This is a genomic window from Oleiphilus sp. HI0080 (assembly GCF_001635135.1).
This window is the reverse complement of record NZ_LWFU01000847.1, coordinates 1-13,598: the sequence shown is the minus strand read 5'-3', so window position 1 is coordinate 13,598 and position 13,598 is coordinate 1. Positions and strand designations below refer to the sequence as shown.

Genomic DNA, 13,598 nt, shown 5'->3' with positions numbered 1-13,598 from the left:
ACTTTGTTTCCAGTTTAGGCGTTTTGGTCAGAACTTCTCGGATCTGAGCATGGCCCAGCATACTCATCGCATGGTCAAGTGTTTTGCTGAATACAGATGTTTGGCGAGGATTCTGATTGGCTTTACGCATCAAAGTGAGCGAGATCACCGGGTCTGATGCCAGTATTCTTGCGAGATCGAGATAGCTTGGCGATCCCTCATCCATTTGCTTTATGCATGTTGGCGCCAAAGATAATGCAGTAGGGAGCTTGCGCGCTAGAAGGTAGTCAAGCCATTGCGTAATATCGCGCGGATACTGCTTTTTTTCGGACTGTAGTTCGGGCATTTGCCATTGCCTAATAGGTTTCGATGTCGTCTAGTGTAGACAATATATGACGATAGCTCTGCATTCGTGACGAGGAAATTTTGTTGTCCTCTAAAGCTTTTTGAATTGCGCAGCCTGGTTCTTGCTCGTGTTTACAATCACGAAATTTGCAATAGCCAATGAAAGGACGGAATTCGATAAAACCTTCAAGTAACTCATTCTCGGTAATGTGCCAAAGCCCGAATTCTCTAATCCCTGGTGAGTCGACCAGGCGGCCGCCCTGAGGTAAGTGAAATAGCTTTGCAGTAGTGGTCGTATGCGTGCCTTTTCGTGTGTTTTCCGATAACTCTCCTACGCGGATGCTTTGATCTCCTAGAATGGTTCGAATTAGTGATGACTTACCAACACCAGACTGGCCGACGAATACACTGGTGTGGTTGGCAAGCCAAGAAAGAAGCGTTTCGCTGCAGTCCTGCTCATCATTGGCTGAAGTCAGAAGTACCTCATAGCCAAGCGCTTCATAAGTGTTCATCAGGCCGTCAATCAGCTCACGGTTAATGTTGTTGATCAAATCGCTTTTATTGAACAGGATCGCTGGCTTTATGCCTGTGGTTTCCGCAGCAACCAGGTAACGATCAATAAGATTAGCGAAGGGGGTAGGTTCTGGCGCTACGACAATGAGAATGCGGTCAAGGTTGGCGGCAACAGGTTTAAGCTGGCCATAGTTATCTGGGCGTTGAAGTAGGCTTTGGCGTTCAAGTTGGGCTTCAATAATACCGCTATGATCGGTGCCAGGGCGCCAGATAACTTCATCACCAGTAACAAGTGCTTCAATATTTGCGCGCACATAGCAACGATAGATCTCGCCTTTGCTTTCACCCTCTAGTGCCTCGACATCGAGAGTTTGCCCAAAGTGGGCGATGATTAGTCCACGTTGTTCTGCGCCCAGCTCGCCGCCGAGCACTTGATCATTTAATTTGCGTTGTTTTTTTTCTGCACGAGCGGTTTTTTCCGCCTGAATTTTATCGACGCGCCATTGCTGCCGTCGGTTTAGTTTGCGTTTGCTCATGCTAGACCCAAAAAGAAGATTCTGGCGATTCTATCAGTTTTTTGGCTTGCCGGTTGTTTGATATAGGTCTTAGCTATATCTTAGCTTTGAATTTTTCCAAATAGAGAACCAGTTGCATGAAGCATAAAGACAATTTGATTTGGATTGACCTTGAGATGACGGGGCTTGAGCCGGATACGGATCGTATTATCGAGATCGCCACCATCGTCACGGATGCCAATCTTAATACGCTTGCTGAAGGTCCAGTTATGGCTGTACACCAAAGTGATGCGTTGCTAGGCAGTATGGATGAATGGTGCACCAATACGCATGGCGCCTCTGGCCTAACCAAACGCGTGCAAGAAAGTACGATTTCGGAAAAAGAAGCCGAGCAAGCGACTATTCGTTTTTTGGAAGAGTGGGTTGATAAAGGCGCTTCACCTATTTGTGGCAACAGCGTGGGGCAGGATCGTCGCTTTCTCGTAAAGTATATGCCTGAATTAGAAGCCTTCTTTCATTATCGAACTTTGGATGTGAGCACTTTGAAAGAATTGGCGCGACGTTGGAAACCAGAAATTCTGCCCGGATTCAAAAAAGCGGGAACACATTTAGCGCTGGATGATATTCGAGAGTCAATTGCAGAACTTGCTTACTATCGTGAGCATTTTCTAAAGCTCGATTAGCTTATCTGTTCTAATCGATACACTGAGATAGACCCAGACCATTTTTTTGAGAGAACAAACAATGAGTGACCTGATTAAACTAGAGATAAACGATGGCGTTGCACTGCTCACCATGGCGAATGGCAAGGTGAATGCGTTTTCGCACGATATGATAGAGCAGTTTAACGCGGCTCTTGATCGCGTCGAAGAAGCCAAGGCACCCGTAGTGATTGCTGGCAACGAGAAAATGTTTTCCGGTGGCTTTGATTTGAAAGTAATGCAGTCTGGCCCTGAAAATGCGATCGCATTGGTAACAGAAGGTTCCAAGCTAACGCGCAGGTTATTGGCGTTTCCTACTCCGGTCATCTCTGCCTGCACAGGGCACGCTGTCGCAAAAGGCGCATTTGTTCTGCTGTGTAGTGATTATCGAGTTGGTGCTGAAGGCCCTTTCAAGATAGGTCTAAACGAGGTTGCTATCGGTATTACGATGCACCATGCGGGTATCGCGATGGCGAAGCATGGTGTCAGTGATCGTTACCTTAACCGCTCCCTTTACTTAGCTGAGATGTTTGATCCAGAGACTGCAGTTGAAGCTGGCTTTCTTGATCAGCTAGCAGCGCCAGAAAAGGTCGTCGAGACGGCCTTGGCCGTCGCAACGGCCTGCAAGGGGTTGAATATGCGAGCGCATGTCGGAACGAAGCTCAAGGCGCGTTCAGGACTGCTTGCTGAAATGGATCGAGCGATCGAAGTTGATGCGAAAGGCTCGCTTTAGTTTGGCTGAAGTGAAGCACATCCATATTCTCGGGATTTGCGGGACTTTTATGGGCTCGCTTGCCGCCCTAGCGAAAGAGAAGGGCTTGCGTGTCACCGGCTGCGACCAAGGTGTGTATCCGCCAATGAGTACGCAGTTGGAATCGCTCGGCATTGAGTTGATACAGGGCTTTGACTCAGCGCAGCTTGAGCTTGAGCCAGACCTTTTTATTGTTGGTAATGCGATTAGTCGCGGTAACTCTTTATTAGAAGAAATTTTAGATAAAGGGTTGCCCTATACATCCGGACCTCAGTTTTTATCTCAGCATATCTTGCAAGGTAAGTGGGTACTTGCTGTATCCGGAACGCACGGCAAGACAACAACGACGACGATGCTTGCCTGGATACTTGAATGTTCAGGGATGAGTCCGGGGTTTTTGATAGGTGGTGTGCCGAAGGATTTTGAGTTTTCGGCTCGATTGGGCGGTACGCCATTTTTTGTGATCGAGGCCGATGAGTATGACAGCGCTTTTTTCGATAAGCGTTCTAAGTTTGTGCATTATCAGCCGCGTACTTTAATCGTTAATAATCTTGAGTTTGACCACGCTGATATCTTTGAGGACTTGCCTGCGATTCAAAAGCAGTTTCATCACGTGATTCGCACTGTGCCAAGAAACGGTAGAGTGATTTATCCTGCTAACGTTCAGGCGGTTGATGCAGTTATCGATATGGGAATTTGGTCTGAGCAGCAATGCTTCTCATCAAATAAATCCAATGAAGTCCCAGCTGAGAATGGCGATGCACAATTTCGCTTAGTGAAATCGGACGGTTCAGAGTTCGAAGTACTATTTGCAGGACAGATTCATCGGGTTAGCTGGAATATGACTGGCGAGCACAATGTTTCTAATGCTCTGGCTGCTATGCTCGCGGCTCGCCATGTCGGTGTTGAGTTGGAGCACTCTGCTGCTGCGTTGAGTAGATTTGGTGGCATTAAACGTCGTATGGAAAAGCTGATCGATCACGATTCTTGCGCTCTTTATGACGACTTCGCGCATCACCCCAGCGCGATCATGACAACATTACAGGGCTTGCGTGAAAAAGTAGGGGCGGATCATATTCTGGCTTTAATTGAGCCGCGTTCAAATACCATGCGTATGGGAATTCATGAGGATGCTTTGGTACCAAGCGCTGAAATGGCTGATCAGGTTATTTGGGCTGATCTGTCCGCAAATAGCGAGCTTGCCTGGCTGCTGAAAAAGTTGCCGGAAGAAGGAAAGCAGATTTTGAACCGTAGCGTCGATGAGCTGGTTGATAGTGTAATGCGCTATATCCAGGCGCATCAAGGTCAGAAAATACATGTGTTAATGATGAGTAATGGCGGTTTTGGTGGTTTGCGGGAAGCTTTAGAGGAGGTTCTTAGTGGGTTACCCAGACAAGACATTCAATGAATACCTCTCAGGCGGCCTTAAACAAGCAAAAGGTAAGTGGAATAGATGAGCAATTTTAAAGAGACCATTACGCTAGCAGTAACAGGTGCTTCGGGCGCTCAGTATGCGATTCGCTTGCTTGAGATGTTGGTGGCTGGAAACTACCAAGTGTTTCTGATGGTCTCCAAAGCGGCGCATATCGTTATCGCGACTGAAACTGAGCATAAATGGCCGGCTCAGGCTGCGCAATTAGAAGAGGCTTTGCAGGCGCAGTTCGGGGCAGCGGATGGCCAAATTAAAGTGTTTGGTAAAGAAGACTGGATGGCGCCTGTCGCATCAGGTTCTGGCGCACCAAGCAAAATGGTAGTTTGTCCATGTAGTACTGGGAGTTTGTCTGCTATTGCCTGTGGCGCGAGCAATAATCTGATTGAACGTGCGGCAGACGTTGCATTGAAAGAGCGCCGTCAATTGATTCTCGTGCCTCGTGAAGCGCCATATTCGGAAGTGCATTTAGAGCATATGTTGAAGCTAACGCGTATGGGAGTGGTCATTATTCCAGCTTCCCCAGGTTTTTATCACAAGCCGGAATCTGTAGAAGATCTTGTCGATTTCATTGTTGCCCGGATTTTGTCTCAGCTTGGCATCGAGCAAGACTTGCTCAGTAAGTGGGGAGCAGATCGCGTATGAGCGTCGAGCTAATCCTTCAAGGCGGCGGTATCAACTGGAAAAAAAGCGTGGCTGCGATTTGGCGCGCCAGAAGCCAACGTTTGCGCCCAGTGACGCGTTTAGATTTGGTCTCTCTGAATGATTTGTTGGGCATCGATCGTCAGAAAAAGCTGTTAGTAGAGAATACCGAGCGTTTTCTCTCGGGCAAACCAGCAAACAATGCCTTGCTCTGGGGTGCTCGCGGCACGGGTAAATCGAGCATTATCAAGGCTTTGTTGAACGTCTATTCTGATCAGGGTTTGCGCGTGATTCAGATTGATAAAGAAGATTTGTTGGATTTGCCTGAGATTGTCGATGAGTTGATCAATGAGCCTTATCGTTTTGTCGTTTTCTGTGATGATCTGAGCTTCGATGAGGGCGATGCAACATACAAGGCGTTGAAGAGCATTCTCGAAGGGTCAATCGAGTTGCCGCCTGAAAACGTTCTGATCTACGCGACTTCTAATCGGCGTCACTTAATGCCTGAATATATGCACGATAATGTTCAGTCAAAAGTGGTGGAAACAGAAATACACTTTGCCGAGGCTATCGAGGAGAAAATCTCTTTGTCTGATCGTTTTGGACTTTGGCTTTCGTTCTACTCGATCAATCAGGATCAGTATCTAGAGATTGTTGATCAACTGTTTGGCAAGGTCGCTGATCAACGGGCGCTTCATGCCGAGGCAATACGATTCGCGACGAGTAAAGGTGGCCGTAGTGGAAGAGCCGCGCGGCAGTTTTACAACGCGTTTAGCGGCAAGTTCTAGCAGTATTGGCTTGGTTTGAGGACATGCCGTTCGTATCGCGATGATAGTTGTGGCTTAAATGCGCCTGAGGCTAGCGTTCGCATTCGAACGAATTTGAGCAAACCGGCTACAAATAGAGGCCTACGCTGATAAAGTGACAGCCAGCGCCGCCTAGCACAAATATATGCCAGAGTTCATGAAAGCCAAATCTGTTATGCAAGTTGGGCCATTTTAATCCGTAAATCACAGCGCCTAGGCTGTAGATAACTCCGCCAGCGATAAGCCACTTGATAGCCATTGGATCGATATTTTGTTTGAGATCTGGGTAGATCAACAAGCTTAACCAGCCTAAGCCCAAATAGAGCAGCGTGCTTAGCCATCTCGGAGCACTTAACCAGAGGATTTTTTTCAGTACTCCGGCAGAAGCTAGAAACCACACCAAACCCAGCGAAGGCCAGCGTAGATTCTCATCTAAACCCACAAGACAAAATGGCGTGTAGGTTCCCGCGATCATGAAATAGATCGCAATATGGTCGATACGCTTGAGTTTCAGAGTGATCGCGTCAGAAAAGTCTGCGAGATGGTAAATGGCGCTCGATAAGAACATGAATAGCATGCCAAGGCCGAAACAAAGATAGCCTGCGATATAGCTGTAGGGCATGTTCTGCGGTGTGTTCACCAGCATAAACGCAATCCCACCAAGAGCAAGGAGGGCGCCTGCAAAGTGACTTAAACCCGAGAAAGGTTCACGGAGCCAGTGGGCGCTTAGATACGTCAGCATGCATGTAGTTCCGATAAAACTGTGGCTGTTGGCGCAAATCGATGAATGCGGAGCGTTGTCGCGAGCATATGTTGTCAGTATGCGCAATGATTAGGAGGGAGACTGTACGTCATAGCCTTATGACTAACAAGTGTTAGCTTTCATTTGTTTTTGTGGCCGTCTTCATCGTGAGTTTACCTATTTAAGCAGTGTTTTGATTGGCCACCTGAGGTTATAGTTACTCTCATGTAATCCAAAAAAATAATAAGTACTGCATCAGGCTTGGTTGGTTAGGTTCTCGTGGTTTTATATTCTGGTTGGTAAATCGTTGTCTTTCTTTCTTGGTTCAGTTTAAGGGCAAGCTGTGAGTGTTTTATTGGAGTGGTTGGCGACATATAGCAGCTATTTGCTGATTCCGTTTATTTCTGCCGCAGCGGGATGGGGCACAAATTGGCTAGCGATCAAGATGACCTTTTACCCGCTGGAGTATGTTGGGCAAAAGCCATTTGGCTGGCGTGGAGTCGTGCCTTCCAAAATTCGAAAGTTTGCGACTGGAATGGTGGATACCTCAATCGAGCGAATCGGAGGGTTGGCCGCTATTGCAGATGCGATTGATATGAAGGCCGTGAAAGACCATTTTCTTGGCAGCGCTTCGCCGATGATCGCCGAAGCTGTGCATGAGCTGATGCGAGATCAAAAACGAGTGATGTGGGAGAACCTGCCAGCGCCAACTAAAAAGCTGGTGTTCGAGTTAGTCGAGGCAGAGCTAAGGGAAGGTTTTGATGAACTGGCTGACGATATTCATTCACAGTTTGAGCGATTGCTAGATTTGCGTGAACTTGTGGTACGCAAATGCGAAGAAAATCCAGATCTTCTAAATCAAATGGTTTTCGCATGCGCCTCCAAAGAGCTCTCTTTTTTAGTTAATTCTGGCGCTGTATTTGGCTTTTTGTTTGGTCTGGTTCAGGCGCTTGTTTGGTTTCTTTATCCGCAATGGTGGATTCTGCCCTTCTTTGGGCTGTTGGTAGGAACGCTGACGAACTGGATCGCAATTCAGCTGATCTTCACGCCTGTTCAGCCTAAAAAATACGGGCCATTCTCGTTTCAAGGTTTGTTTTTAAAGCGCCAGACGGAAATTTCAGAAGAGTTTAGTCGTGTATTTACTGAAGAGGTCGTCACCGCGAGTGAGGTTGTTGCCACCATGATTCACGGGCAGCGTAAAGATCGCTTGATTTCTCTGGTGCGGTCTCATGTTTCGCTCATTCTAGAACGCACTCTCGTTGTCCAGTTGGCAGCTCAAGCAGCTGTTGGCCCGACAGGTTATGCTGACTTGAAGGACGCGGCACTTGAGAAGGCGCTGCAATACACGCAAGAGCTATCGGAAAACAAAGCCTTTAATGCTGCTCAAGCGAAGGCTGTGCAGACGATGCTCCACGATAGAATATCCGCACAGCCGCCGGAAGAGTTTCAAGACCTCGTGCGGCCAATATTTCATGAGGATGAGTGGATTCTCGTTGCGATTGGTGGGGTTCTCGGCGCGCTCGTTGGGTGGGGGCAGTTGGTTATCTTATTCGGCGAGCGTTTAGTCGAGCTGGTTTGAGGTTGTCATTTGGTTCATGTTTCCTGCCTACCTTCGAGATACCCCTCGCGCCTTCTCGAAATGTGTACCTTTAAATGAAAAAGCCTGTCCAAACCCCTCTACTAAAGATCCTGAACTGATGTTGAGTGCGACTAAGTGAAAGTCAGGGAGCTCTGCCAGTAACTGGGCGGTTTTCCCATGTCGTTCTGAAAATGCTTTAAGCGCCTGATCCCAGATTTTATCGTCTCTTGGAATAAACGTGGCCTCTGTCTCAAGCGTCATTCGTGTGCGCGCGAAGCGGTCGCGCTGAGTTCTGGAGGGGGATGGTAGGGTATCTTCTTCTAATAGCAACACGGAGCATGAGCGAGAGGAACGAAGGTTTTCGGTGTGACTGGCTAGCTCACTGATTAGCAGATACAGTTTGTCGTCCATCCAGATAAATGGAGCATAACTCGCCTCAGCCTTGCCTTCAGAAATGCTCGCAATTGAGGCCCCTGAACATTGCTGCAACAAGCTGAGTGCAGTCTCTTTCTTATTCGGCATGGCGATATGTTTTTTGCATGCTGGCAGACTCAAGAATATGACAGCCAGCCTCATGATTCGCTGCGGCTTTTATTAATGCGGCTGCAACATCATACGCTTCGATCGCTTTATAGTTTCCTGGCAATAGTTTGCAAAACCATTCCGAAGCACTCTCTGCCAGTCGAAATTCGCTGCGCTCGCCAAGCAACAGGCTAGGGCGTGCTATGGCGACGTTCGGGTAATCGGCATCACGAATCCTTTGCTCGACTTCTTTTTTCATTCCAAGGTAAAACGAGGGAAGTTTGGTGTTTGCTCCATGTGCTGAGACTAGCCCAAAGAAGCGTGCACCGCGCGATTTTCCCAGTTTTGCAAACGCTTGGGGGTATTCCACATCAATGCGTTGGTAAAGCGTTTTGTCTGGTGTTCGTTTGGTTGTCGAGCCGAGTGCGCAGAACAGATCATCTACATGGGCAGTCGGTGCTTTAAATGTGCTGCCTCCCGATATCGCGATTTCCAATATTTGATCCCAGTCGCAGTCGAATAGTTCAAGCTTCTCATGTTTCAGAGAGAGTTCTTTTCCTCGGCGAACAAAGGCGACAACGCGATCGTATTGATTATCGTCGCAGAGTTGTTGAACAATATGCCCGCCAATGAGTCCAGTCGCGCCAGCTACCCAAGCGATCTTTTTTGGTGTGTTTTGTTTGTTTTCCATGGCTGAGATATCCGCTCGCAGGATTGTTTTGAGGATGAATTCTTCGGAGGGGATTATGACGCGCGAACGACCGTAATTGAAGTTTGTTGCGGTTGCCAAGGCTGAGTTAGTGCTCGGTATTATCAAAAACCAGGAAGCGAACACCAAAATTTACGAATTTTGCTCTTTTCTTCGCCATAAATGCTGTATACTGCGCCCGATTTTTTCACCCCGACCTTTCGAGTAAGACGATGACAGACTTAAGTAAATACAGAAATATCGGTATCTTCGCGCACGTTGATGCGGGGAAAACCACAACGACAGAACGTATTCTAAAACTCACCGGTAAAATCCACAAAACCGGTGAGGTACACGACGGTGAATCGACTACAGACTTCATGGAACAAGAAGCTGAGCGCGGTATTACTATCCAGTCAGCTGCGATCACTACCTTTTGGGATGATCACCGCTTTAACATCATCGATACTCCCGGACACGTTGACTTCACAGTTGAAGTATATCGTTCTTTGAAAGTACTAGATGGCGGTATCGGCGTCTTCTGTGGTTCTGGTGGTGTTGAGCCTCAGTCAGAAACCAACTGGCGTTATGCGGATGAGTCGGGCGTTGCGCGTATCATCTTCGTAAACAAGCTAGACCGTCTTGGTGCAGACTTCTTAAAAGTTGTCGATCAGGTAGAAAACGTTCTAGGTGCTAAGCCGCTCGTTATGACTCTGCCGATAGGTCGTGAAGACGACTTCACAGGTGTTGTAGATATTCTTTCTAAGAAAGCATACATCTGGGACGACTCAGGTCTTCCTGAAAACTACAAAGTAGAAGATGTTCCTGCGGACATGGTTGACGACGTTGACATGTACTACGAGCAATTGATCGAAACTGCTGTAGAAGTCGATGATGATTTGATGATGGCGTACATGGAAGGCGAAATGCCAACCACGGAGCAAATCAAAGCATGTATCCGTAAAGGTACGAACGAACTAACGTTCTTCCCAACTTACTGTGGTTCAGCATTTAAGAACAAAGGCATCCAGCTAATTCTTGATGCGGTTGTTGATTACTTGCCTTCGCCAACAGAAGTTCCTGCGCAGCCACTTACTGACGAACTAGGTGAGCCTACAGGTGAAGTTGCAACAGTTTCTGTTGACGAGCCGTTCCGTGCGCTTGCGTTTAAGATCATGGATGACCGTTTCGGTGCCTTGACCTTCGTTCGTATCTACTCAGGTACTTTGAAGAAAGGTGACACGATTCTTAACTCATTCACAGGAAAGACTGAGCGTATCGGTCGTATGTGTGAAATGGAGGCAGATGATCGTAACGAGCTAGACTCTGCGCAAGCGGGTGACATTATCGCGATCGTAGGTATGAAGAACGTTCAAACAGGTCACACACTTTGTGATCCTAAGCATGAATGTACGCTTGAAGCGATGGTCTTCCCAGAGCCAGTAATCTCGATTGCTGTTAAACCGAAAGACAAAGGTGGTTCTGAGAAAATGGGTATCGCGATCGGTAAGATGGTTGCAGAAGATCCAACGTTCCAGGTTCACACAGATGAAGACTCTGGTGAAACAATCCTGCGTGGTATGGGTGAGCTTCACCTCGATATCAAAGTAGACATCTTGAACCGTACATATGGTGTTGAGCTGGATGTAGGTGAGCCTCAGGTTGCATACCGTGAGACGATCACGACAGAAGTTGAAGACTCTTACACGCACAAGAAGCAGTCTGGTGGTTCAGGTCAGTTTGGTAAGATTGACTACCGCATTAAGCCGGGCGAGCAGAATTCTGGCTTTACGTTCACGTCTACAGTTGTAGGTGGTAACGTACCAAAAGAATTCTTCCCAGCGATCGAAAAAGGTTTTGCTGGCATGATGGAAACGGGTGTTCTAGCTGGCTTCCCGGTACTAGACGTTGAAATCGAGCTTTTTGACGGTGCTTTCCACGCAGTTGATTCCTCTGCGGTAGCGTTTGAACTAGCAGCGCGTGGCGCATTCCGTCAATCGATTGCTAAAGCAGGTCCTAAATTGCTTGAGCCGATCATGAAAGTTGACGTGTTTACTCCAGAAGATCACGTTGGTGATGTTATTGGTGACTTGAACCGTCGTCGTGGCATGATTGAAGGGCAAGAAGCAGGTGGTTCTGGTGTTCGTATTAAGGCAAACGTTCCTCTTTCTGAGATGTTTGGTTATATCGGATCACTGCGCACAATGACTTCTGGTCGTGGCCAGTTCTCAATGGAATTTGATCACTACGCTCAGTGCCCTAACTCGGTATCAGAGAAAGTAATCGAAGAAGAGCGTGAGAAGAAAGCAGCTAAGTAACACTTAGTTCTTTAGTACTTAAAAAGCCCTGCTGAAATCAGCAGGGCTTTTTTTGTCTTGTGTATAGAGAGTTGAGCTCGTGCTTAGTCCGCTAAGAGTTCTTTTGTCCGATATTAATGAGTTTATTTTTAGCTTCGTAGAATCGAGAGATAATGTGCGGGATTTTCAGTGGAATGACTTCTCGGGCTAGTCGAATGATGTAGCGAATTAAAGAGACGCGTTTGAGTTGCTTGGCGGACTTCGCTTTGTCCATCATCGCCTTATATCCTTCGTTGATCAATTCATCCGTATGAGGACGGTTGTCAGCGCGGCTATAGTCTGTTAAATCAAGATTTAAGATGATGTCAGCCTGTTTCAGCTGTTCATTTGTTTTATGGTCGATACATATATCGATTGCATTGCTAAATGAGTCTGCAGTGCTCTTTGGTGTCGCATAACGACGGTTGCCAGAGAGATTGATCGCGATGATGATTCCTGCATCCATTGGTTTAAGGAGAGAGACGGGCACATTTTCTATGATGCCCCCGTCGACGAGCTTTCGACCTTGAACTTCAACCGGCGCGAATAGGCCTGGTACGGCAACAGATGCACATACCGCATCGGCAACTGAGCCTGAATTAAAAACGACTTGTTCGCCGGTGCAAATGTCCGTCGCGGCAATCGAAAGCGGAATTTGCGCGTCTTCAATCTGCGCATCACCGAGATCTCTGATTAACATCTCGCGCACCGCATCAGTCGAGAATAAGCCTCCGGATGCTTTCCAACTAAAGCTCGCCATGCTCTTGAATGTAAGATTGAGTGCCACTTCTCGCATCTCGTCAATGCTTTTGCCAAAGGCATAGTAACTCGCAACGAAGGCACCAATACTCGTGCCAGAGATGCAATCTACGTCGATACCTTCTTCTTGAAGGGCTTTGAGGGCGCCAATGTGTGCGACCCCTTTGGCAGCACCACCGCCCAAAGCCAGGCCAATTCTCGTGTTGAACGGGTTAAAGCTATTTAGGTTTTGAAAGCGCATATTGTTTTTTCAAAGTAGCGTGATCGTTTTGATATTTAATGTGTTTTTGTCGTCCCGATGCAACGTTAATCGTATAAACTTGGTTCCCCTTCAGGACGTGTTTTAAAGCGGCGATGTAGCCATAAATATTGCTCAGGATGGATTCGAATAGACTCTTCCAGGCCTTTATTTATCCGGGCCGCATTTTCTAGCGCATTATCGCTCGGAAAACCCTCAAGGATAGGGAAGAAATGCACGCTATAGACGCCATCGCCTTCACGAAACTGCGCCATTTGGATAACAGTACAGCCGGTCTCGCGGGCAATCCACTCAGGGGTTGTGAGTGTTGCGCAAGGTACGCCAAAGAAGGGCGCAAATATGCCGCGTTTAGGCCCGACTCCAACATCTTGGTCCGGTCCATACCAAACTAGATTTCCTTGTTTGATGAATTCGTTCATATCTTTGAGTTCGCGTTTAGTGAACTTTTCTTGGCTATAACGCATGCGATGCCGTTCAATAAATGCATCTAGTAACTTGTTGTTTTGCGGACGATACATGTAATTGAATGTGGTGACATGGTGCACAAGAGGGCCAGCAAAATCCATGATGCTGAAATGCCCGCCAACAAGTAAGACGCCTTTGCCTCGCCCTAAAGCTTCGTCTAGGTGCTCCTTTCCGTGTACTTCAAGTTTTTCAAAATAGGGCTCAAGAGGTCTCCACCAGCCAATTGTGTTTTCGACGTAACCAATCGCATTGGAAATAAACGTTTGCTTGATCAGTTCTTCTTGCTCCGCTTCACTTAATTCAGGAAAGCAGGCTCGTATATTTCCACGCGCAGTTTTATATCGGCTCCCGCCAAGCTTATACAGCCGCATGCCAAGCCATGCGCCTAGCTTTTGCTTACTTGAATAGGGAAGAAAAGAAATAAGAAACATTAAGCCAATTAATAGCCAAGTTCCTAAATATTTTGGGTGGATGAAGTTACTGTATCGGTATTCGGGTCTTATTGTTCGCATGATGCGGAAGGAGTTCCTAGGAGGCGATTTATAATGGGCCCCGAGTGTACCCAAA

Annotated in this window: 14 protein-coding genes; 7 read left to right on the top strand and 7 right to left on the bottom strand. The window is 47.3% G+C overall.

Annotated elements, in window-relative coordinates:
• On the bottom strand, positions 1–325 hold a 325-nt coding region (locus A3751_RS17225), incomplete at its 3' end, for a hypothetical protein (RefSeq protein ID WP_156492573.1).
• A 10-nt stretch (positions 326–335) separates the two neighbouring features.
• On the bottom strand, positions 336–1,373 hold the full coding sequence (rsgA, locus tag A3751_RS17220) for a small ribosomal subunit biogenesis GTPase RsgA (RefSeq protein ID WP_068458216.1): 1,038 nt from the start codon (positions 1,371–1,373) through the stop codon (positions 336–338).
• Between the two features lie 116 nt (positions 1,374–1,489).
• Between rsgA and orn the strand changes: the two genes are divergently transcribed.
• The 5 genes from orn to A3751_RS17195 all read left to right on the top strand — a co-directional run bounded on the left by orn (position 1,490) and on the right by A3751_RS17195 (position 5,663).
• Entirely contained in the window at positions 1,490–2,035 is a 546-nt protein-coding gene (orn, locus tag A3751_RS17215; RefSeq protein WP_068458214.1) for an oligoribonuclease, read from the top strand.
• A 61-nt stretch (positions 2,036–2,096) separates the two neighbouring features.
• The gene (locus tag A3751_RS17210; RefSeq protein ID WP_068458212.1) at positions 2,097–2,786 is read left to right on the top strand and encodes a crotonase/enoyl-CoA hydratase family protein; all 690 of its coding nucleotides are present in this window, start codon (positions 2,097–2,099) and stop codon (positions 2,784–2,786) included.
• 10 nt (positions 2,787–2,796) lie between these two features.
• Positions 2,797–4,212 carry a UDP-N-acetylmuramate:L-alanyl-gamma-D-glutamyl-meso-diaminopimelate ligase gene (mpl, locus tag A3751_RS17205; RefSeq protein WP_304439046.1) on the top strand — a complete coding sequence of 472 codons (1,416 nt, stop codon included), beginning with the start codon at positions 2,797–2,799 and terminating at the stop codon, positions 4,210–4,212.
• Between the two features lie 45 nt (positions 4,213–4,257).
• Entirely contained in the window at positions 4,258–4,878 is a 621-nt protein-coding gene (locus A3751_RS17200) for a flavin prenyltransferase UbiX (protein ID WP_068458208.1), read from the top strand.
• Entirely contained in the window at positions 4,875–5,663 is a 789-nt protein-coding gene (locus tag A3751_RS17195) for an ATP-binding protein (RefSeq protein WP_068458206.1), read from the top strand. Before A3751_RS17200 ends, A3751_RS17195 begins: the two co-directional genes overlap by 4 nt.
• A gap of 106 nt (positions 5,664–5,769) precedes the next feature.
• Here the strand turns inward: A3751_RS17195 and A3751_RS17190 are convergent, their stop codons facing one another.
• A complete protein-coding gene (locus tag A3751_RS17190; protein ID WP_068458205.1) occupies positions 5,770–6,423 on the bottom strand; it encodes a hemolysin III family protein in 654 nt (217 codons plus the stop codon).
• 343 nt (positions 6,424–6,766) lie between these two features.
• On the opposite strand from A3751_RS17190, the gene A3751_RS17185 reads away from it, so the two are divergent.
• Entirely contained in the window at positions 6,767–8,002 is a 1,236-nt protein-coding gene (locus A3751_RS17185) for a DUF445 domain-containing protein (protein WP_082863348.1), read from the top strand.
• Between the two features lie 27 nt (positions 8,003–8,029).
• Here the strand turns inward: A3751_RS17185 and A3751_RS17180 are convergent, their stop codons facing one another.
• Both A3751_RS17180 and A3751_RS17175 read right to left on the bottom strand, forming a co-directional pair.
• Entirely contained in the window at positions 8,030–8,524 is a 495-nt protein-coding gene (locus A3751_RS17180) for a pyridoxamine 5'-phosphate oxidase family protein (RefSeq protein WP_068458203.1), read from the bottom strand.
• Entirely contained in the window at positions 8,514–9,215 is a 702-nt protein-coding gene (locus tag A3751_RS17175) for an NAD(P)H-binding protein (protein WP_068458218.1), read from the bottom strand. The genes A3751_RS17180 and A3751_RS17175 overlap by 11 nt, the downstream gene beginning before the upstream one ends.
• A gap of 230 nt (positions 9,216–9,445) precedes the next feature.
• Between A3751_RS17175 and fusA the strand changes: the two genes are divergently transcribed.
• Entirely contained in the window at positions 9,446–11,530 is a 2,085-nt protein-coding gene (fusA, locus tag A3751_RS17170; RefSeq protein ID WP_068458201.1) for an elongation factor G, read from the top strand.
• A gap of 91 nt (positions 11,531–11,621) precedes the next feature.
• Here fusA and A3751_RS17165 read toward each other — a convergent pair whose 3' ends face one another.
• Together A3751_RS17165 and A3751_RS17160 are read right to left on the bottom strand one after the other, a co-directional pair.
• The gene (locus tag A3751_RS17165) at positions 11,622–12,548 is read right to left on the bottom strand and encodes a patatin-like phospholipase family protein (protein WP_068458199.1); all 927 of its coding nucleotides are present in this window, start codon (positions 12,546–12,548) and stop codon (positions 11,622–11,624) included.
• A gap of 65 nt (positions 12,549–12,613) precedes the next feature.
• Positions 12,614–13,598 (bottom strand): lysophospholipid acyltransferase family protein (locus tag A3751_RS17160; RefSeq protein ID WP_231876924.1); only part of this gene is annotated, 985 nt, incomplete at its 5' end.

Excerpts from the sequence above, each read along its gene's own strand:
- rsgA (WP_068458216.1), bottom strand. The coding sequence starts at position 1,373 with ATGAGCAAACGCAAACTAAACCGACGGCAGCAATGGCGCGTCGATAAA.
- orn (WP_068458214.1), top strand. The coding sequence starts at position 1,490 with ATGAAGCATAAAGACAATTTGATTTGGATTGACCTTGAGATGACGGGG.
- A3751_RS17210 (WP_068458212.1), top strand. The coding sequence starts at position 2,097 with ATGAGTGACCTGATTAAACTAGAGATAAACGATGGCGTTGCACTGCTC.
- A3751_RS17200 (WP_068458208.1), top strand. The coding sequence starts at position 4,258 with ATGAGCAATTTTAAAGAGACCATTACGCTAGCAGTAACAGGTGCTTCG.
- A3751_RS17195 (WP_068458206.1), top strand. The coding sequence starts at position 4,875 with ATGAGCGTCGAGCTAATCCTTCAAGGCGGCGGTATCAACTGGAAAAAA.
- A3751_RS17190 (WP_068458205.1), bottom strand. The coding sequence starts at position 6,423 with ATGCTGACGTATCTAAGCGCCCACTGGCTCCGTGAACCTTTCTCGGGT.
- A3751_RS17180 (WP_068458203.1), bottom strand. The coding sequence starts at position 8,524 with ATGCCGAATAAGAAAGAGACTGCACTCAGCTTGTTGCAGCAATGTTCA.
- A3751_RS17175 (WP_068458218.1), bottom strand. The coding sequence starts at position 9,215 with ATGGAAAACAAACAAAACACACCAAAAAAGATCGCTTGGGTAGCTGGC.
- fusA (WP_068458201.1), top strand. The coding sequence starts at position 9,446 with ATGACAGACTTAAGTAAATACAGAAATATCGGTATCTTCGCGCACGTT.
- A3751_RS17165 (WP_068458199.1), bottom strand. The coding sequence starts at position 12,548 with ATGCGCTTTCAAAACCTAAATAGCTTTAACCCGTTCAACACGAGAATT.